Genomic DNA, 18,909 nt, shown 5'->3' on the forward strand with positions numbered 1-18,909 from the left:
GCTAAAACACACCGGGAGCCTGTCAAATTGTAACTCGCTCGTCAGCTCAGCTTGCGCTTCGCCTGCGCCTCCAGCACCGAGAGAAACTCTTGTTCGCCCGTCCCCGCAGTGAGCGCCTCGCGCATCAACTGCGCCTGCGTCTTCGGCGCCAACCCGCCGAGTGGCGGATCCCGGTCGAGATTGGTGGGGAACGAATAGCCTTCGGCACAGGAGGAGATCGCGTTGGCCGCTTCCGCCTGCGTCAGCGTCCCGCCCGCCAGCAAGGCCCGCAAGGCCGGATAGAGCGTCGCGCTCATGGTCAGTCGGTCAACGGTTTCCATTGCGCGACCGAAGGCCGAAGACACCTGCAGCAGGTTGGCCACGCGGCGGATATCCCGGGAGCGGTTGGTGCCGGCGGCATGGAAGAGCGCCGGGTTGAAGAAGACAACGTCGCCCTTTTCGAGCGGAAGCTGCACGTGGTGTGCGTCGAAATATGCGCGGAATTCCGGCCGGTTGAGCGCCAGATAGCCCGGCACATAGGTTTGGCTATAGGGCAAGAACAGCGTCGGTCCGCTTTCGAGCGGCATGTCGCAATGGGCAACCGCCCCCTGCAGCGTCAGCACCGGTGAAAGCCTGTGCACATGCGCCGGATACTGCTCGATCACGGCCGCGGTCTGGAAGCCGAGGTGATAATCCCGGTGCGCCGATTGCGCCGCACCGCCAGGATTGACGCGATTGACCTGCGCCGTCATCTGGTAGTTCGGCCCGAGCCAAGCCTCGCTGACGAGCGCTATGACGGCATTGCCGTAATAGGAGGCGAAATTCTCCGGCGCGTTCAGGCAGTGCTTTTCCAGCGAGTTCCAGATGCGGTCATTGGCGCCGGGTTTGGCGAAGTGATCGCCGCCGCCGCTGTTGCTTCGATGTTGCTCTTCGATGATGGCGTCAAAGACCCCGCTTGCGACGTCGATTGCTGTCGTATCGGCAAAGGCGCGCTTGAAGACCGCCACGCCAGGCCCGGTCGCCAGTACCTCGCAGATCTCCGCCAGAACAGAACGCCGCGCCTCGGCATCGCCGCACGCCGCAATCAGCGCGGCGCTGTCATAAATCAGGATATTCTTTTCGCAGCCGGAAGCATGGGGGTAGTCGGACAGGCTGGTTTGGCGTTCGACTTCCGCCCGGAACGATTCGAGATCGCAAGCCTCTTCGGTGAGCCAGACGCGGTCGATCCGCTGGCGCGCTTTGTTGTCGGTCTTCATCGCGTTTCCTCCTCTGGAACATCCTGATGAACACGACTATAGGCGGCGGCAAAACATGATATAGAGCAAGAATCCATCAAAAATCCATCAGGAGAGCAAGGCGATGGCCCATCCGTTTCTGGTCAAGGACATCGCCTTTCAGGCCGGGCTCAGCACCGCGACCGTCGATCGCGTGCTCAACGAGCGGCCGGGCGTGCGCCGCCAGACGGAGGCCCGGGTTCGCGCAGCCATCGAGGAATTGGAGAAGCAGCAGGCCGGCCTCGACATCCAGGGGCGCAAGTTTGCGATCGATATCGTCATGGAGTCGCCACAACGCTTCACCGATGCGGTGCGTCGCGCCTTCGAGAGCGAGGCGATGACCTTCGCGCCCACCGTCTTTCGCTGCCGGTTCCACTTCGCCGAGACGATGCGCCCGCAGGAGATCGTGCAACTGCTCGACCGAATCCGGCTGCGCGGGACCGACGGCCTGGTGTTGAAGGCGCCGGACGTGCCCGAGATCGTCGCCGCAGTCGCCCGTTTCGAGATGGGCGGTACGCCCGTCGTGACGCTGGTAACCGACCTGCCCCATTCTCAGCGGACGGCCTATGCCGGCGCCGACAACCGGGCGGCGGGCGAAACGGCCGCCTACCTCCTCGGGGAGCGCTTTTCCGGCGCGCCGGCAACTGTGCTGGTGACCCTTTCGAGCGGCCGCTTTCGTGGTGAGGAGGAACGCGAGATCGGCTTTCGCCGGGTGTTGCGCGAGCGCTATCCGGCAATCCGGATCGTCGAGATCAGCGAAGGCCACGGCCGCGACAGCGAAACCGGCCGCCTGGCTCACGCGGCGCTCTCGGCCAATCCCGATATCAACGCGGCCTATTCGATCGGTGGCGGCAACCGCTCCGTCCTTGCAGCCTTCGAGCGCCTCGAGCGTCACTGCGCGCTCTACATCGCCCATGATCTCGACGAGGACAATCTGGCGCTGTTGCGGGAACGGCGCATTCACTTCGTGCTGCATCACGACCTCAGGACCGATGCGCGCACCGCCTTTCGCACGATGATGCTGCGGCCCGGCGCCCAGGCGCCGGCAATCGGCCCGCAGCTTTCCGCCGTGGTGGTGATCACGCCCTACAATGTTCCGGAGTAACGCTGCTGCCGATCCGCGGGTAGCGTTCAGGCCGCCGACTGGCCGTCATTCTTCTCGGCCGGCAACACCATGTCGTCCGCCGTTTCGAAGCGGTTGCGGCCGCGCCGCTTGGCCAGATAGAGCGCTTCGTCCGCAGCCAGCAGCAACTGGCGTGCCGTCAGACCATGCCGCGGCGCAAAGGCGATGCCGGCGCTGCCGCCGACAACGAGCATTTGGCCCTCGAAAGCGACCGGCGTCTGCGCGTCGGCGATCAGGCCGGCCGTCAGGCTGCGGGCGTCGGCCTCGCTGCAATCGCCGAGAATGACCGCGAATTCGTCACCCCCAAGCCGCGCGACCGTGCCCTTCGGGCCAGCCCGGTTGCGAAAGCGCTCGGCCATGGCCACCAGCACGGCATCGCCGGCGGCGTGGCCGTGGCGATCGTTGACCTCCTTGAATTCATCGAGGTCGGCATAGACGAGCGTGAACGGATGCGTCGATGCCCGCAACAGGGCTGCCGCCAGCATGTCGTCGAAGCCGCTGCGGTTCATCAGCCCCGTCAGGCGATCGTGCTTGGCAAGATGCCGGTTCAGCGCCTCGCTCTGCTGCAGGGCGGCAAAGAGCGTCGAGAACCGCAGCGCCACGAAGGCCATCAGCAGTGCTGCGATGATCGCCATGATAATGACGCTCGGCAACAGCTCCGCGCGGACGAACCCACCGGGCGATTTCGGCACCCAGGCGGCCACGAGACAGGACGAATCGGAGCAGCGCCCGACAGACGCATAGGCACTGCCTGCAGGCCGCTCGTTGAGCGGAACAAAGGCCAGCCCGCGAATACCCAGCCGTGCCGCGATCTCGCGCGTCATTTTCGGCGTGACCGGCCGAACGGCGACCATGAGCACCGGATCGCGCCGTTCCGCCGGAACCACCAATGTCTCAGGGATGACCGCCTGCACCACGGCAACACTCATGCGCCCGCCGATCTCGCGCAGGTCCACCGCGTGGATGCCGGGCACGGCCGGCATCACGGACTGCGCATCCGGCGTCGTGACATCGAGATTGTAGGTGCCGTCGTTGTTCCTGAGCGCATTGTCGTAGCGGCGCTTGGCTTCGTCTACGAGATCGTCGACCTCGTCGAGCGGCACGCGGGCCACCTCTGCCGGAACCGATGCGCCGTCCTTGAGCGCCGTCGAAACGGTGCGGGCCGGATCCGTGAAGATGATCCAGGAGAAGCCGTAGTCTTCCCAAAGCCAGCCCGAAAGCTCGTCGGCGACGAAACTCTCGCTGACATGCCCCGTCGCCAGCTCCTCGTAGGTCTTGTCCCAGAAGGACACCTGCGCCTGGAACTGAACGACCGCATCCATCTGGTGGCGCAGCTCGTTTGCGACAAGCCGACGCTCGGCCGAAAGGCCGAAGCGATCGGCCTCGGTGACGGACCGGTCGAGGACATAGATGAGGCTTGCAATGATCAGGACCGCGACCAAGGTACAGGCGGCATGGATCGCCCAGACCGTCTTGTCCCGCTTTGCCTGCCGCAACGCCTTTTCCACCACGCCAGTCCCCCTCGTCCGTACCGGCCCTGCCGGGCATACTAGCACTTGTGGAGGTGCGATGCGCAACGATGGCAGCCGATACTGCCGGCACCCTAGCGACCAAAATCGAAGTTTGGCTTAAATAAGCTGGTGATAAAATACTTAACGATTTCAACCGGCTGAATCGCCCGACAATCAGCGGTCGCAGCGGGGATCAGGAGAACGCGGGCGACTGCCCGCGCCTCCCTCTGCGCATCCTATTGCGGCGCGGCCGCCGAAGCGCGCAGCAAGGCGACGATCTCGGCATTGCCTTGCTCCAGGGCAAGATCGCGTATCGACGGGCCGGCGGCGCCATCGCGCACGCGTGCATTCGCGCCCCTTTCGAGAAGCAGCCGCACCGTTCCTGCCTGCCCGTTGATCACGGCAAAGGCAAGCGGCGTCATCCAGTCGTGCTGTGGCTCCGGCCTGCCGCGCCCGCGGAACGTGCCGAACGGCGTTTCGATCAGATCCGGCTGCCGGTCGAGGATGTCGGCGAGGCGCGCGGCCACGCCAAAGGACGCAGCTGCGAAGATGTCGAGCGGCTGATCCTTCAGGAAAGTGACCATCGCGTCCTTGCCGTTGTATTTGGCCCAGCCGATCGGCGGTGCATGATGGTAGGGGTCGCGGGCCAAGGGATCGGCGCCGTGATCGAGCAGGCGCCTCGCCATCGCGACATGCCCATGCAGCGCCGCCTCGTGCAACGGCGTGCGCGAGGTCATGCGGTTGACGTCGAAGCCGAGCGAGAGCATCAGCGCCACGGCGTCATGCCGGTCCTCACCCGCCGCCTCGTGCAGAATGGCGGGGTGTGCAGCCTGGGTTCGAGCGACAAGTGTCGGATCCCTATCGACAAGTTCCCTCGCCTCGTCGGCCTTCACTTCCCCAACGGCACGGGCCAGCCGGTCGACATCCTCCAGCGGTGCTTCGGTCGCGCCGCGCGACACGAGGTATTGTGCCAGTGCCGGATCGCCGCCGAGCTCCGCCCATTGATAGGGCGTGCGCCCCTTGATCGGGCGATTGACGTCGGCGCCGTGCGCAACAAGCAGCCGGACGCGATCGGACATGCGTTTTTCCAGTGCCCAGGCAAGTTGATAGTCGAAGACGCGTTCGCCATTTTCGACCAGCCCGCCATCGTTGCGCACCAGCCAGTTGTTGCGGTCGTCGGCATTGAGGCCATGGTCGAGAAGCAGCTGGAGGCAGGAATTGTCCGGTTCGAACATCCGGTTGTAGAGCGCCTGGCTGTCATTGGCTCGGGCACCGGCATTAAGCAGCAGCCGCGCAAAGACAAGGCAATCCGGGTGCGGTGGCTGCCGCTCCGGTCCCGCCTCGCCCTCGCCGAAGACGCCGGTCAAAGCCGTGAAACGATACTGGCCGTCGTCGAGCCAGTAAACGTTCGGATCGGCCCCGCGCGCAATCAGGCGGGCGCCCGCCGGCAGCGACGAGCGGCCGGGAACGCGGGCATATGCGGCGTAGAGCAACGGCTCCCAGTCGAACGGACCGCCGCGCTTCTCTGCGAGTTTCGGGTCGCGATCGAGAAAGCGGTCGATCGCCGCGGCGTCGCCGAGCGCAGCGGCCACGTGAATGTTGTCCCCGGCAATCTCAGGATGGTCCTTGAGAAGGTCGAGTGCCTGAGCGAACCGCTCGGGATCGGCAGCGACGTCGCCGAAATAGGAGACTGTCGCCAGAGCGAGAAAGCGGTTTGCGACCTGTTCGGTCGACGGCGTGCCGGCCTCGGCTTTCTCCAGATGCCGCTTCAGCCGCGTCCAGCTGGCAAAGCCGAATTCGCGGGCAAGCACCAGCTGGGCATCCTGAAGGCCCATTGCGGTCGGTTCGGAGAAATAGGGAAGCGCCCGCTGCCTTGCACTGGCATCGCCAGCCTTGACGGCCTTCAAAAAGGCCTTGGCCTGCTTGCGGATCGCATCGAGGGTAATGTTCGCGGAAAGATCGCGCGTGATCATGAAAGACCTCCTTTCATTCACGTCCGGTATCCGCGCCCACAGACTGAAAAGAGGTGTGGCAACCAAGTTCAGTGAGACAGGTGGGCCTTGCCCTTCCCGCGGATCGGATGTGCCCTGCGAACGACCTCATCGCTAGCATGGCCTCGATATACTTGTCCAGCGCGGTCAGCTTTCCGGTCCGTAGCGGACGAAGGCGAAACGATCGCCTGCGGGCGCCCAGTTGGGAACGTTGATCGTTCCCTGCCCCCCGAAGAGCTCGAACAGGATGCGGGCATTGCCGCCGTCCAGGTCCATCAGCCTCAACCGGACATCGAGATCCCTCGGATGATCGAAGACGTCGCCGTCATAGGAAAGCACCAGCAGGTGCTTACCGTCAGGCGACGGATGCGGAAACCAGTCGCCATAGGGGCTGTCGGTGATGCGCGTGACGTCGCTGCCGTCCGGGCGGATCCGCCAGATCTGCATCTGGCCGGTACGGCTCGAGTTGAAATAGATCCATTCGCCGTCTGCCGACCAATCGGGCCCGTCGTTGCGGCCCTCCCCATGGGTGAGCCTTCGCTCCTCGCCGCCGTCGACGGAGATCGTATAGATGTCGAAGACCTGGTCGCGGATGCCGCAATAGGTCACCGTGTTCCCGTCGGGCGACCAGCCGTGCCAATAGGAAGGCAGGTTGCGGGTGACGAGCCGCGGCGTGCCGCCTTCGACCGGCAGCAGGTAGATCGCCGATTTCCCGAACTCGGTCTTGTCGCTGATCGCGATCGTGGTGCCATCCGGGGAGAGGCCGTGGTCGTTGTTGCAGAGCGTCGCAAAACCGGTATCGATCTCCACCGGTTCGGAACCATCAAGGCCAAGCCGATAGAGCCTGCCGTCACCGTTGATGATCAGATGTGAGCCGTCCCGCGACCAGTTCGGTGCCTCGACCAGCCGGTCCGTCTGCCAGACAACCCGCGTTTCACCTGTTGCGATGTCATGGATCTCGACGGAACTCCGCATGCTCTTCTCTCCCGGACGAGGCCGCTATTTCTTGTCTTCACCCGCCGGCAGGGTCGCCAGAACCTTGGAACAGACCGATTGCATCAGAACGGAATCGCGTCGGTCCCGCCAGGTGGTGACCAGACCCCAGGCCAGCAGGAGCAGGATGCAGATGAAGGCAACGCCGACGACGGTGAGGCTTCCGGTCGCAAGGCCATAGACCCCAAAGATCGCAGGCGTCGCGAAATAGCCGATCTGCGCCGAAAGCTGCCGGCCGGCGGAAACGTCGCTTGCCGACCACAGTCGCAGGAGCCGGATTTCCTCGTCCGTAAAATCTGGACGGCCCTGTCGGCCGTCCGTCTCTTCGGAGAGGATATCCATCGCCTAGCCCCGGTCGCGGAAGCGGTTGGTGATCGGGTAGCGGCGGTCGCGTCCGAAGTTCTTCTTGGTGATCTTGACGCCCGGCGCCGATTGCCGGCGCTTGTATTCGGCGATGTAGAGCAGATGCTCGACCCGGTGAACGGTCACCTCGTCATGGCCGCGGGCGACGATCTCGTCCGTCCCCATTTCCTTTTCCACCAGGCATTCGAGAATGTCGTCGAGCACCGGATAGGGCGGCAGCGAATCCTGGTCCGTCTGGTTGGGACGAAGCTCGGCCGAAGGCGCCTTGTCGATAATGTTCTGCGGAATGACGATGCCGGAAGGACCAAGCGCGCCCGGAGGAACCGTGGTATTGCGCCAGCTCGAGATGGCATAGACCTGCATCTTGTAGAGGTCCTTGATCGGGTTGAAGCCGCCGTTCATGTCGCCATAGAGCGTGGCATAGCCGACCGACATCTCCGACTTGTTGCCTGTCGTCACCACCATCGAGCCGAACTTGTTGGAGATCGCCATCAGGATCGTGCCGCGGGTGCGGCTCTGCAGGTTCTCCTCGGTGATGCCGGATTCCGTGCCTTCGAACGTATCGGAGAGTGCGCTGAGGAACCCTTCGACCGGCTCGGAGATCGGCACGATGTCGTAACGGCAGCCGAGGGCCTCGGCGCATTCCTTGGCGTCCTTCAGCGATTCCTGCGAGGTGTAGCGGTAGGGCAGCATGACCGTGCGCACCCGCTCCTCGCCGAGCGCATCGACGGCGAGCGCTGCGCAAATGGCGGAATCGATACCGCCGGAGAGGCCAAGCACGACATTCTTGAAGCCGTTCTTGTTCACATAGTCGCGGAAGCCGAGCATGCATGCGCGGTAATCCGCCTCCTCCCGCTCCGGCAGGCGCGACTTCAGGCCGTGCTCGCAATGCCAGCCGCTCTCGCCCTTCTTCCACTCCACGATCGAGATCGCCTCTTCGAACTGGCTCATCTGGAAGGCGAGCGACTTGTCGGTGTTGAAGGCGAAGCTGGCGCCGTCGAAGACCAGTTCGTCCTGGCCGCCGAGCTGGTTGGCATAGATCATCGGTAGGCCCGTCTCGATCACCTGCTTCAGCACGACCTGATGGCGCACGTCGACCTTGCCGCGATAATAGGGCGAACCATTCGGCGACAGCAGGATTTCAGCACCGCTTTCGGCCAGCGTCTCGCAGACGCCGAGATCGCCCCAGATGTCCTCGCAGATCGGAATGCCGATGCGCACACCGCGGAAATTGACCGGTCCCGGCATCTCGCCCGGATCGAAGACGCGCTTCTCGTCGAACTCGCCGTAGTTCGGCAGATCGACCTTGTCGCGAATCGCGATCACCTTGCCATCGTCGAGTACTGCCACGGCGTTATGTCGGCCGGTCTTCGACAGGCGCGGGAAGCCGATGATGACGCCCGGGCCGCCATCGGCCGTCTCGGCGGCCAGCTTTTCGACGGCCTGGAGGCAGGCCTTGAGAAAGGCCGGCTTCAGAACAAGGTCTTCCGGCGGATAGCCCGAAATGAACAGCTCCGTCAAAAGCAGGAGATCGGCGCCCTGTCGCGCCGCATCGGCGCGCGCCTCACGCGCCTTGGCCAGGTTTCCGGCGATGTCGCCCACGGTCGGATTGAGCTGGGCAACGGCGATACGAAGGAGCGAGGGGGCGTTTTTATGGGCGGTCATGAGCGGGCCTGTCGGTCTGTCCTGAACGATTGCATCTGACTTTCGCAATGTTCTTTAGCGCAATCTGCGGAAAAATACCCACAGCCAATCGCAGCCACGCGAAAAAAACCGAAAACTTCTGTTTTTCCCGGTCCTTATACTGGGCCGTTCGTGCGGCTTCACGCCACGAAAAGCCACCCTCCATTCCCGTTGAGAAACCATTCATCCCCTGTTCAAAATGACGGGCGTATGACAGTTACACGACGCATTTATGAAATTGGAGAATATGTTGGCCAGTATCGATTCCGCTGTCGCGCGAGGCTCACGTGTCTATGCCGACCGACCCGGCTTCGCCGCACGGCACGCCAAGACGCTCGCTTCCACGCGCAGCGCCCTGTTCTCCCTGTTCGTTGCAACTGCCCTTGTCTTCGCCGTTGAACTGATCGTCCGTCAGTCGCTGACCGACACCCTTTCCTATGTCCTCGACCCGACGCGCCCGGCGCTGACGACCATCGGCATATTCTTTCTCATTCTGCTCGCTGTCGACGGTATTTTCGGCCGCGAGCACAAGTCCGCCGTGGTGATCGCGCCGCTGGCACTTCTTCCGGCCGTCATCTGCCAGCAGAAGCAGGTGTTCCTGTCCGATCCGCTCTATCCGACCGACTTCCTGTTCGGCCGCCAGATCATGGAGCTGATGCCCGTGCTGGTGAAGGACCGTCCGTGGACGGCGGTCGGCATCGCCGTCGGCCTGGTTGCCACCGTCGTCGCCATCGCCCTCCTGTTGCGCTTTGCCTGGCGGACCTTCCCGAAGCTGACGACCCGCGAGCGTGTCGCCCGCCTGGCCTTCGCGCTGCCGCTGCTCGTCGCCTTCTGGAACATCATGGATTACAACCAGTTCTCCTGGATCCGTGATCGCCTGAAGGTCATCCCGATCATGTGGGACCAGACCGAGAACTATAAGCACAACGGCTTTGCGCTCGCCTTTGCGATCAACCTGCCGATGGCCAATGTCAGCGCGCCCGCCGGCTACATGGCCGACGCGATCGACCGCATTCCGGTGAAGCCGCTTCCCGCCGGCACCTCGCACCGCGGCAAGCCCGATGTCATCGTGCTGATGAGCGAATCCTTCTGGGATCCGACCCGCCTGCCGAACGTCAAGCTGTCGCCCGACCCGATGCCGACGATCCGCGAAATGCAGTCGGGCAACGTCTTCTCGCCGGAGTTCGGCGGCATGACCGCCAACGTCGAGTTCGAGGCGCTGACCGGCTTCTCCAACGCGTTCCTGCCTTACGGCAGCATCCCGTACCAGCAGTACATCCGCAATCCGATCCCGTCGCTTGCCACTTTCTTCCGTGGCGAAGGCTACGTCTCGCGCGCCATCCATCCGTTCCAGAGTTGGTTCTGGAACCGCACCGCCGTCTACAAGGCCTTCGGTTTCGACATGTTCAAGTCGGAAGAGAACATGCCACCGATGCAGAAGCGCGGCATCTTCGCCTCGGACGACTCGCTGACCAACGAGATCATCCGCCAGGCCGACGCGATGGACGACCCGTTCTTCTTCTTCGCCGTCACACTCCAGGGCCATGGCCCCTATGAGGCCAACCGCTACGCCAACAACACCATCAAGGTCGAAGGCGACCTGCCCGAGGCCGACCGCCAGGTGCTTGCCACCTACGCGCAGGGCATCAAGGAGGCTGACGACAGCCTGAAGAAGCTGATGGACTGGGCCAAAAACCGCGATCGCGAAACGGTTATCGTGCTTTTTGGCGACCATCTGCCGCCGCTTAACACCGTCTATACCAGCACCGGTTTCATGAAGGGTGTGACGGCGGAGCGCAAAGGTTCGAAGGAGCAGATGAAGGCGCAGCATGAAACGCCGCTCGTCGTCTGGTCGAACAAGACTGGCCCGAAGAAGAACGTCGGCACCATCAGCCCGGCCTTCCTCTCCTATCAGATCCTCAAGCAGTCCGGTTACGAGCACCCCTACTACACCGGCTTCCTCGGCAAGGTGTATGACCAGTACCGCGTTGTCGACCGCTACATGCTGATCCGCAAGAATGGCAAGGAAGTCGCCGAGTGGTCGCGCCAGCCGAAGGTGCCGGCACTCCTGCGTGACTACCGCTTCCTGCAGCACGACATGATGTTCGGCGACCGCTTCTCGACCGACCGGTTCTTCAAGTCACACGCTGATCTCTTCGCCAGCGTCGAAACCCACTGATCGAAGACCGGAGCGGCCAGCAACCGCTCCGGTCCTTGCGGCATTTTCGCGTACCGCCTGATTTCCTTGCGGCGCTGACGCGCTAGATTGTCTCCGGCCAACTCCGGAGATCGCCATGCCGCACTTCAATGACATATCGAAACAGCTTTTCGGCAAGCCGCTTAGCGAGCTCGGGGAGATCGAGCGCCGCATTCTTACCCATGCCCGGGACCGACGCACGCTCGCCACCGATTCACATGCCGCCTTCACGGCACGGCTCTCCTTCGGCGACAGGCTCGCAGACAACATCGCCCGCGTCGGCGGCTCCTGGAGCTTCATCATCGGCTTTTGCGGGTTTCTCGTCTTCTGGGTTTTGCTGAACACCATTCTGCTCGCCACCGGCGCCTTCGATCCCTACCCCTATATCTTCCTCAACCTGATGCTTTCGATGCTCGCCGCGCTGCAGGCGCCGGTCATCATGATGTCGCAGAACCGCCAGGCGGAGCGCGACCGCTTCGCTGCCTCGAAGGATTACGAAGTCAATCTCAAGTCGGAAGTCGAACTGATCGCGCTGCATCACAAGGTCGACGACGTGTTGCTGCGCGAGATCTCCGAATTGCGCGCGGACCTGGCGACGCTCAACCGGCAGCTCGAACGCTATCGCACGCCCCCAGGACAGGAGTGACCGGACCCGGGCCGAACCGGGACGATGCGCTGGCGATAGGCAAGCCTGCCCTCGCGCGGATCCGGCGCCCGGACGCGGGCGCGCAGCCGCCGCGACAGGCGAAAACTAGCTCATTTTCATAAATACTAATTCAACTGTGAATACACATTTTGCAACATTCGCGAAATTCATTGGGATTCAACAACTTATCGGAGTATGAAAAAATTAATATTTGAGGATCACGTTATGGGTGCAGGGACATTCGAGAAATACAGCAACGTGGGTACGCGGAGATGCTGCAATGTCCAACTTCAAGCGCCTGTTAGGCGGCCGGGACGGGGCCGCTGCGATCGAATTTGCAATAATAGCACCACTCTTCTTCATGTGCGTGCTGACCCTGATCGCCTATGGCGTCTATCTCAGTGCCGCCCATTCCATCCAGCAGATTGCTGCCGATGCCGCCCGCACAGCCATCGCCGGCCTCTCCCAAACCGAGCGTGAACGGCTCGCGACCGACTATATCCGTCGCACGACGATGGATCAGGCCTTCATCAAGTCGTCGCGCATGACCGTCACCGTCAGGGACGACGCCAACAACGCAAACCAGTTCACCGTCCGAATCAAATACGACGCCGGCGACCTGCCAATCTTCAACCTGTTCACATTCGCCATGCCGAGCGAACAGATCGAGCGCTTCGCAACCATCCGCATCGGAGGGGTCTGATATGCTGTGGAAACCCATGCGCTCCCTCGCCCGAGCCCGTAGCGGCAATATCGGTATCTCGGCCGCCCTGGCCATGCCGTTGGTGATCACGTCCATGGCCCTTGCGATCGACTACGGCTACCTAACCGTCCAGAAGCGTGAAATGCAGTCTTCGGTCGATCTCGCTGCGATCGCGGCAGCGGCCAACGTCTCCGCCGCCGAGAAGGCCGTGCTCAATCACTTCGCCAACAATGGCCTGAACTACGGCGTATCGACGCCGAACGGTTTGTTGACCATCGACGGCAAGACTCTGCCGCCCGGTGACATCAGCACCGCCAAGCTTGATGGCGTCGCGACCGTAACGCGCGGGCGCTACGTCCCCGATCCGTCGGTCGATGCCGGCCAGCGCTTTATCAAGGACGCCACGCCCACGGACGCCGTGCAGGTGATGCTCGAAAGGAAGGGTGACATCTTCCTCGCCTCGATCTTCAGCGCCCCGCCGGACCTCAGCGTCTACGGCACGGCGGCGAGCTCGAAGATCGCGGCCTTCTCCGTAGGCTCCCGTCTTGCAAGCCTCAATGATGGGCTGCTCAACTCCATCCTCGGGCAGATGCTCGGAACGACGATCTCGCTCAAGGTCATGGATTACCAGGCGCTCATCGACGCCGATATCGATATCCAGCCCTTCCTGAAGATCATTGCGACCAGGCTCAACCTGACGGCTGCCTCCTATGAAGACGTGCTCAAGGCAAACCTGACGATGCCGCAGCTGCTTGCCTCCATGCGGCTCGTCCAGGGCCTGTCCGGAACGGTCACGGCCGCACTCAAGAGCATCGAGCTTTCGACCTCGAACGACAAGCGCACCTTCACCTTGGCGCAAATCCTCAACCTCGATCCGAAGAAGAGCCTGCAGGTCGACGCCGGCTCCGATTGGGCGATGCGCGTAAGCGCGCTGCAGATCGTGTCGGCGGCTGCAGCCATCGCCAATGGCGAAAACCAGATCGCCCTCAATGCCGTGGCCGGCCTTCCGGGGATCGCATCTGCCAAGGTCAAGCTTGCGATCGGCGAGCCGCCCGTCGAAACACCAAGCCACCGCCTTGGCACGCCCGGCGCAGCAATACGCACCGCCCAGACCCGCCTTGCCGTCGAAGTCAACGTCGATGGCCTGGCCGCCCTTGCCGGCATTCGCATCCGCCTGCCGATCTATGTCGAACTCGCCTATGCGGAAGCCAAGCTCGCCGACATCAGGTGCTATGGCGGCACGCCCGAAAATGCTTCGGTCAGCGTCGATGCGGTGCCCGGCATTGCCGAAATCGCCATCGGCGACGTCGATCCGGCGGTCCTGTCCAACTTCTCGTCAGACGCGCGGGTTCAAAGAGCCAAACTCGTGGACGCCCTGGTGGTCAAGATCGATGCGCTGGCCCATGTCGAGGCGCAAAACCTCAAGCCGACGCGCCTGAGCTTCAGCCCGTCCGAGGTCGCGGCCCGGTCGATCAAGACGGTCTCGACCAAGGACATCCTGACCTCGACGACGCAAACGCTCCTCAACAATCTCGACCTGAACATACAGGTCCTGTTCCTGACGCTCGGCAGCCCGACCATCGTGCAGCAGGCATTGGCCCAAACGCTCGGAGCCGTCACCAAGCCGGTCGACGATCTGCTCTACAACCTTCTGCTGCTCGTCGGCGTACGGGTCGGCGAGGCCGATGTCCGCGTCACCGGCGTCAAGTGCCAGTCGCCGGTCCTCGTGCAGTAGACCCGTTCAAACGGGGCGTTCGACGGCCACCGTCAACGCCCCGTTGAACAAATTCGGTTGCTGACACGTTATGCACAAGGTAGCCCTAGTAAAAGGAATGCAGCTGAGCGCGGCTGGCCGGCGGGGCACCGAGTGTGCCCTTCACTTGGCGGGCCGCGCAAGCATTGGGGGTGTGCGCAGCAGATGCATGTGATGGCAGAGCAGGAAGGCGCTGCGCGGGATGGCTCGCTCGCCTTCACCGCGGAAGGTTTTCTTTGTCATCCGGAGTTACGCAACGTGCTCCAGGCGAGCGCGCGCGATCTGATGGCGGCCTACGACATGTTTCCCCGCATCGCTCGCCTAGTCGCCTCCCACCAGAAATGGACCCTCAGCCAGGCCGTCTACGCCCTGCATCTCGAGCGTGAGCCCGGCAATCCCGAAACGGGAGTTACGACCGCCCGCCTTCTCAAGTTCATCCATGAGACCGGCGGCGCCAGCCGCAATACCGCCGCTGCCTTCATCGCCGAACTGCTGACCTACAAGCTTTTGCGCGACGCGAAGGGCGGCCGGGGTCGCAAGAAGATCCGTCCGCTAGAGCCGACCGAAATCAGCGAAGGCGCCATGCTGCGCTGGTTCATGAGCCAGATGGGAACGCTCGATCGCTTCGACGGCCAAGGCCGTGTCGCCCGCGTCGAAGCCGACCGCACCGTTTTCGAACGGGCTCAGCCGATCGCCGCCCGCCTGCTGCTTTCGGATCGCCGGTGGACCCAGCCGCCGGAAGGTGTCGCGGCTTTCGTCTGGACCGAGTGCGGTGGCCTCCTGCTCGACGATCTCATGGCGCGGCCGAAGAGCCTTGAGTCTGTCGATGGTAAAGTCTGGCTGGAGGCGAACCTCTCGGATCTCGCCACGCATTACATGATCTCGAACACCCATATCCGGCGGATCTTCACGCGGGCCCAGGATCTGGGCTTGCTTGGAAGAGCCGATGAGGGGCAGCGCGGCCTGTTCTGGTTGAGTGTGCGGCTGATCGAGGAATATTGCCAATGGCAGGCAGTTAAGCTTGCCGGCCTTGCCAATGGCTTCGAGCAGGCCGAGCGACAGGCGGCAAACCCGCCGGCCTGAACCTCAGACGCGGCCGGCTGCGAATTTCGGCAGGTCGTCCTTGATCTCGTAGAAATCGCCCTGATCTTCGCAGAAGATATGGTAGCCCGGCTTCAGCACCGTCGGCTTGTCAAAGGCGCCCGCGAGGATCGAGGTGTAATCCGAACCGTCCGCCTTCCAGAACAGCGCTGACCCGCATTGACGGCAAAAGCCCCGGCTGGCGCTGTCACTGGCCCTGTACCAGGTTACGTTTTCCGCGCCCTTCAGCTCGAAGTCCTGGTCCTGCACGTTGGTGGCGGCGTAATAGAGCCCGGTCTGCTTCCGGCATTGGCTGCAGTGGCAGAAGATCAGCTCGCGCAGCTCGCCGCGCGCTTTGAAGCGAATGGTGCCACAAAGGCAGCCCCCGTGATGAATGTCCTGCATTGCCCCTCCCCAAGTTCATGACCCCTCGATCCTGCCATGGAGCGTGCCGACGCAAGCCACAGCCCGCGCCGCGCCCTGCTCCAGACACGAAAATGCCGGGCCAGCTTCCAGAGCCGGCCCGGCATTGTCAAATTCAAAGCATCCAAGCGACGTTCAGAAAAGCTGAACAATGCCAGAGATTTAGATCAGCCGTTGACGACCATCTTCTTCTCGTCGCGGCCGCCCTTCATGCGTTCGGCGAGCAGGAAGGCGAGTTCCAGCGCCTGGTCCGCGTTGAGGCGCGGATCGCAATGGGTGTGGTAACGGTCGGCGAGATCGTCGCCCGAAAGCGCACGCGCACCGCCGGTGCATTCCGTCACGTCGTTGCCGGTCATCTCGATATGGATGCCGCCCGGGTGCGAACCCTCGGCGCGGTGGATCTGGAAGAAGCTCTCCACTTCCGACAGGATCCGCTCGAACGGACGGGTCTTGTAGTTGTTGAGCGTGATCGTGTTGCCGTGCATCGGGTCGCAGGACCAGACCACCTTCTTGCCTTCGCGCTCGACCGCACGGATGAGGCGCGGCAGATGCTCGGCCACCTTGTCATGGCCGAAACGGCAGATGAGCGTCAGGCGGCCGGCTTCGTTGGCCGGGTTCAGAAGGTCGATCAGCTCCAGCAGGCCATCGGCCGTCAGCGACGGACCGCACTTGAGGCCGAGCGGGTTCTTGATGCCGCGGCAGTATTCGATATGCGCATGGTCAGGCTGGCGGGTACGGTCGCCGATCCAGATCATGTGGCCGGACGTGGCGTACCAGTCGCCCGAGGTCGAGTCGACGCGCGTCAACGCCTGCTCGTAGCCGAGCAGCAGCGCCTCGTGGCTGGTGAAGAAATCGGTCTCGCGCAGGCTCGGGTGGTTTTCCGAGGTGATGCCGATCGCCTTCATGAAGTCCATGGTCTCGGAGATGCGGTCCGCAAGCTTGCGGTAGCGTTCCGCCTGCGGGCTGTCCTTGACGAAGCCGAGCATCCACTGGTGCACGTTGTCGAGGTTGGCATAGCCGCCCATCGCAAACGCGCGCAGAAGGTTCAGCGTCGCAGCCGACTGGCGGTAAGCCATGATCTGGCGTTCCGGGTTCGGAATGCGCGCTTCCTCGGTGAACTCGATGCCGTTGATGATGTCGCCGCGGTAGGACGGAAGCGTCACGTCACCCTGCTTCTCGATACCCGAGGAGCGGGGCTTGGCGAACTGGCCGGCGATACGGCCGACCTTGACCACCGGCTGCTGTGCACCGAACGTCAGAACGACGGCCATCTGCAGGAAGGCGCGGAAAAAGTCGCGGATCGTGTCAGCGCCGTGCTCGGCAAAGCTCTCGGCGCAGTCGCCGCCCTGCAGCAGGAAGCCGCGGCCTTCGGCGACATTGGCGAGGGCACTCTTCAGACGACGGGCTTCGCCCGCAAACACCAGCGGCGGATACTTCGCGAGGCGCGCTTCGGTCGCCTCAAGCGCTGCCAGGTCCGGATATTCCGGCACCTGCTGGATGGGTTTCTGCCGCCAGCTGTTTGGAGTCCAAGTCTGTGCCATTTCGATCACCTGTTGTCTGCCGCGGATCCAACCGCGCGGGTCACGCCCTGACGGCCAATGGCGGCCGCCCGGTATTCTGAAATTTCACTCAACATCCGCTCGCCCTGCCCCGGTCACTTGGCCAAGCCTCGTGCCCGCCCAGCCGGAAACGCCGCGGAATGCGGGCTTATAGACGTTAAGGAAACGCTTGGAAAGCCATCCTACCAGAATTCATTGCTTTGCAGGGCGCCCGGGGCGCAACGATATTTCCGCGGAGCGCACGATCCCGAAAGTCCTGCTCCCTATATCGAAAGAACGATGCGCAGTTTCAATGGGATAGTGGCATCCCTGATGCTACAGCCGCCGCCAAGATAGGCGACAGATTGTTCAGCGATCGTGCCCGGCGGCTTGCGGCCGGCAATGGCTGGCCCTCACGTCCCAGCGCGCGCCTGTGCGTTCGGTGAGTGGCGCATCGGAACGCGTCAAGCGCGCGTCCGATCTGCGCCGGTTAAGCAGAAAAGAGAAGGCCGGCAGCACCCAGTGCAGGCCACGCCACTCCGGTCCGTCGAGCGGATCATCCAAGCCGTTGCGTGACCCGCGGCGACGTTCACGCTGCAGAACCGTCCACATGACCGCCCAATGTTCAAACATGGTCTCGCCTCCTTTGCCTTGAGACAATCGGAGACCTAATGTCTTCGCCGGCAGCGTTGTAGGCGCACCGTTGAAAGACGTCTTTCATCCGCGAACGGAAGTCAGGGCGGACGACCCGCGCTACTACGAGACGATGACCGCCATGGAGTGCTTATGGCCGAGGCAGCCTGGGACGATTTGAAACTGTTTTATCACGTTGCGACAGAGGGTGGCTTGAGCGGGGCTGCCACGCGAACGGGGTTGAGCGCGCCGACCATCGGCCGCCGCATGCTCGCGCTCGAGCGAGCGACCGGCAGGGCACTCTTCATCCGCAGTCAGCAAGGCTATCGCCTCGCCCACGATGGCCAGATCCTCCTCGAACATGTCCGTGCCATGCGGAATGCCGCCGCAAATATCTCCGACTGGCACCGCGACGCCTTCGCCCTGCCGATCGTGTCGGTCGCAAGCGACGCCTGGGTCGCAGGTTTCGTCGCCGATCATTCAACCGATATCCGCGCCGCTGGCGACAGTTTTCGCTTCTGCTGCAAGCATGCGCATCGCGGCCTCGACTTGACCTTCAGAGAGGCCGATGTGGCCGTCCTGTACGAACAGCCCCGCTCCGGCAACGTGGCAGTGCGCCGCTCGGTGAACATCGCCTATGCCGTCTATCGCGCCGGCAACATGCCGGAGCGCGAGGACTTTCCCTGGATATCGATTGGCACCGAAGTTGCCAGCTCGCCGGCTGAAAAATGGGTCTTTGAAAACCGCGAGCAGCAGATCCATACGTGGACCGACAGTGCCGCCCTTCTCGTGCGGCTGATCCGCAATGGCGCCGGCCGCGGCGTCCTGCCCGCCTTCGTCGGCGAAGGTGATCCATTCCTGAAGCGCGAAGGCGAATTGATCGAGGGCCTGACGCATCCGTTGTGGATCGCGGCAAACGACGACGACCGGCGCCGTCCGGAAGTCCGGACGGTCATCGATCGCCTCGCCGATCTTTTCAAACGCGAGGAGGCGCGGTTTGCAGGAGCTTCCGCCTGAGG

The 18,909-nt window shown here is 63.1% G+C and carries 16 protein-coding genes; 7 read left to right on the forward strand and 9 right to left on the reverse strand.

The genetic code is table 11. From position 1 onward, the window contains the following. Positions 1-41: 41 nt before the first annotated feature. Complete coding sequence (locus IB279_RS09820) at positions 42-1,235, reverse strand: phytanoyl-CoA dioxygenase family protein (RefSeq protein ID WP_112770872.1); 1,194 nt, start codon at positions 1,233-1,235, stop codon at positions 42-44. A 103-nt stretch (positions 1,236-1,338) separates the two neighbouring features. On the opposite strand from IB279_RS09820, the gene IB279_RS09825 reads away from it, so the two are divergent. Continuing rightward, positions 1,339-2,358, forward strand: coding sequence for a LacI family DNA-binding transcriptional regulator (locus IB279_RS09825; RefSeq protein WP_034795061.1), 1,020 nt, complete (start codon positions 1,339-1,341; stop codon positions 2,356-2,358). A 26-nt stretch (positions 2,359-2,384) separates the two neighbouring features. Here IB279_RS09825 and IB279_RS09830 read toward each other — a convergent pair whose 3' ends face one another. The 5 genes from IB279_RS09830 to IB279_RS09850 form a co-directional block, all read right to left on the reverse strand. Further along, positions 2,385-3,887 carry a diguanylate cyclase domain-containing protein gene (locus tag IB279_RS09830; protein ID WP_146749509.1) on the reverse strand — a complete coding sequence of 501 codons (1,503 nt, stop codon included), beginning with the start codon at positions 3,885-3,887 and terminating at the stop codon, positions 2,385-2,387. A gap of 236 nt (positions 3,888-4,123) precedes the next feature. After that, on the reverse strand, positions 4,124-5,860 hold the full coding sequence (locus IB279_RS09835; RefSeq protein ID WP_112770874.1) for an ankyrin repeat domain-containing protein: 1,737 nt from the start codon (positions 5,858-5,860) through the stop codon (positions 4,124-4,126). A gap of 165 nt (positions 5,861-6,025) precedes the next feature. After that, positions 6,026-6,853 carry a TolB family protein gene (locus tag IB279_RS09840; protein WP_112770875.1) on the reverse strand — a complete coding sequence of 276 codons (828 nt, stop codon included), beginning with the start codon at positions 6,851-6,853 and terminating at the stop codon, positions 6,026-6,028. A 24-nt stretch (positions 6,854-6,877) separates the two neighbouring features. After that, positions 6,878-7,213, reverse strand: coding sequence for a hypothetical protein (locus tag IB279_RS09845; RefSeq protein WP_060520695.1), 336 nt, complete (start codon positions 7,211-7,213; stop codon positions 6,878-6,880). 3 nt (positions 7,214-7,216) lie between these two features. Then, positions 7,217-8,899 carry an NAD+ synthase gene (locus tag IB279_RS09850; RefSeq protein ID WP_034795073.1) on the reverse strand — a complete coding sequence of 561 codons (1,683 nt, stop codon included), beginning with the start codon at positions 8,897-8,899 and terminating at the stop codon, positions 7,217-7,219. Positions 8,900-9,167: 268 nt separating this feature from the next. Between IB279_RS09850 and IB279_RS09855 the strand changes: the two genes are divergently transcribed. The 5 genes from IB279_RS09855 to IB279_RS09875 all read left to right on the forward strand — a co-directional run bounded on the left by IB279_RS09855 (position 9,168) and on the right by IB279_RS09875 (position 15,299). Further along, positions 9,168-11,096: an LTA synthase family protein gene (locus tag IB279_RS09855; RefSeq protein ID WP_082572785.1), complete on the forward strand. Its 1,929-nt coding sequence runs from the start codon at positions 9,168-9,170 to the stop codon at positions 11,094-11,096. 115 nt (positions 11,097-11,211) lie between these two features. Beyond that, positions 11,212-11,760 carry a DUF1003 domain-containing protein gene (locus IB279_RS09860; protein ID WP_034795080.1) on the forward strand — a complete coding sequence of 183 codons (549 nt, stop codon included), beginning with the start codon at positions 11,212-11,214 and terminating at the stop codon, positions 11,758-11,760. 280 nt (positions 11,761-12,040) lie between these two features. Then, complete coding sequence (locus tag IB279_RS09865; RefSeq protein WP_034795083.1) at positions 12,041-12,463, forward strand: TadE/TadG family type IV pilus assembly protein; 423 nt, start codon at positions 12,041-12,043, stop codon at positions 12,461-12,463. A 1-nt stretch (position 12,464) separates the two neighbouring features. After that, positions 12,465-14,198: a TadG family pilus assembly protein gene (locus IB279_RS09870; protein ID WP_234824408.1), complete on the forward strand. Its 1,734-nt coding sequence runs from the start codon at positions 12,465-12,467 to the stop codon at positions 14,196-14,198. Between the two features lie 183 nt (positions 14,199-14,381). Continuing rightward, on the forward strand, positions 14,382-15,299 hold the full coding sequence (locus tag IB279_RS09875; RefSeq protein ID WP_181529492.1) for a hypothetical protein: 918 nt from the start codon (positions 14,382-14,384) through the stop codon (positions 15,297-15,299). Positions 15,300-15,302: 3 nt separating this feature from the next. Here IB279_RS09875 and IB279_RS09880 read toward each other — a convergent pair whose 3' ends face one another. From IB279_RS09880 to IB279_RS09890, 3 genes are all read right to left on the reverse strand, one after another. Then, positions 15,303-15,701, reverse strand: a complete 399-nt coding sequence (locus tag IB279_RS09880; RefSeq protein WP_060520690.1) for a GFA family protein — start codon at positions 15,699-15,701, stop codon at positions 15,303-15,305. 185 nt (positions 15,702-15,886) lie between these two features. Further along, on the reverse strand, positions 15,887-17,260 hold the full coding sequence (locus IB279_RS09885; protein ID WP_034795289.1) for a class II 3-deoxy-7-phosphoheptulonate synthase: 1,374 nt from the start codon (positions 17,258-17,260) through the stop codon (positions 15,887-15,889). A 366-nt stretch (positions 17,261-17,626) separates the two neighbouring features. After that, entirely contained in the window at positions 17,627-17,890 is a 264-nt protein-coding gene (locus IB279_RS09890) for a hypothetical protein (RefSeq protein WP_060585013.1), read from the reverse strand. Between the two features lie 153 nt (positions 17,891-18,043). On the opposite strand from IB279_RS09890, the gene IB279_RS09895 reads away from it, so the two are divergent. After that, complete coding sequence (locus IB279_RS09895) at positions 18,044-18,907, forward strand: LysR family transcriptional regulator (protein WP_060600832.1); 864 nt, start codon at positions 18,044-18,046, stop codon at positions 18,905-18,907. The last annotated feature ends 2 nt before the right edge of the window (positions 18,908-18,909 follow it).

It is taken from the genome of Ensifer sp. ENS06 (assembly GCF_014852205.1).
GTDB lineage: Bacteria > Pseudomonadota > Alphaproteobacteria > Rhizobiales > Rhizobiaceae > Ensifer > Ensifer adhaerens.

Excerpts from the sequence above, each read along its gene's own strand:
- IB279_RS09820 (WP_112770872.1), bottom strand. The coding sequence starts at position 1,235 with ATGAAGACCGACAACAAAGCGCGCCAGCGGATCGACCGCGTCTGGCTC.
- IB279_RS09825 (WP_034795061.1), top strand. The coding sequence starts at position 1,339 with ATGGCCCATCCGTTTCTGGTCAAGGACATCGCCTTTCAGGCCGGGCTC.
- IB279_RS09835 (WP_112770874.1), bottom strand. The coding sequence starts at position 5,860 with ATGATCACGCGCGATCTTTCCGCGAACATTACCCTCGATGCGATCCGC.
- IB279_RS09840 (WP_112770875.1), bottom strand. The coding sequence starts at position 6,853 with ATGCGGAGTTCCGTCGAGATCCATGACATCGCAACAGGTGAAACGCGG.
- IB279_RS09845 (WP_060520695.1), bottom strand. The coding sequence starts at position 7,213 with ATGGATATCCTCTCCGAAGAGACGGACGGCCGACAGGGCCGTCCAGAT.
- IB279_RS09850 (WP_034795073.1), bottom strand. The coding sequence starts at position 8,899 with ATGACCGCCCATAAAAACGCCCCCTCGCTCCTTCGTATCGCCGTTGCC.
- IB279_RS09860 (WP_034795080.1), top strand. The coding sequence starts at position 11,212 with ATGCCGCACTTCAATGACATATCGAAACAGCTTTTCGGCAAGCCGCTT.
- IB279_RS09865 (WP_034795083.1), top strand. The coding sequence starts at position 12,041 with ATGTCCAACTTCAAGCGCCTGTTAGGCGGCCGGGACGGGGCCGCTGCG.
- IB279_RS09870 (WP_234824408.1), top strand. The coding sequence starts at position 12,465 with ATGCTGTGGAAACCCATGCGCTCCCTCGCCCGAGCCCGTAGCGGCAAT.
- IB279_RS09875 (WP_181529492.1), top strand. The coding sequence starts at position 14,382 with ATGCATGTGATGGCAGAGCAGGAAGGCGCTGCGCGGGATGGCTCGCTC.
- IB279_RS09880 (WP_060520690.1), bottom strand. The coding sequence starts at position 15,701 with ATGCAGGACATTCATCACGGGGGCTGCCTTTGTGGCACCATTCGCTTC.
- IB279_RS09885 (WP_034795289.1), bottom strand. The coding sequence starts at position 17,260 with ATGGCACAGACTTGGACTCCAAACAGCTGGCGGCAGAAACCCATCCAG.
- IB279_RS09890 (WP_060585013.1), bottom strand. The coding sequence starts at position 17,890 with ATGTTTGAACATTGGGCGGTCATGTGGACGGTTCTGCAGCGTGAACGT.
- IB279_RS09895 (WP_060600832.1), top strand. The coding sequence starts at position 18,044 with ATGGCCGAGGCAGCCTGGGACGATTTGAAACTGTTTTATCACGTTGCG.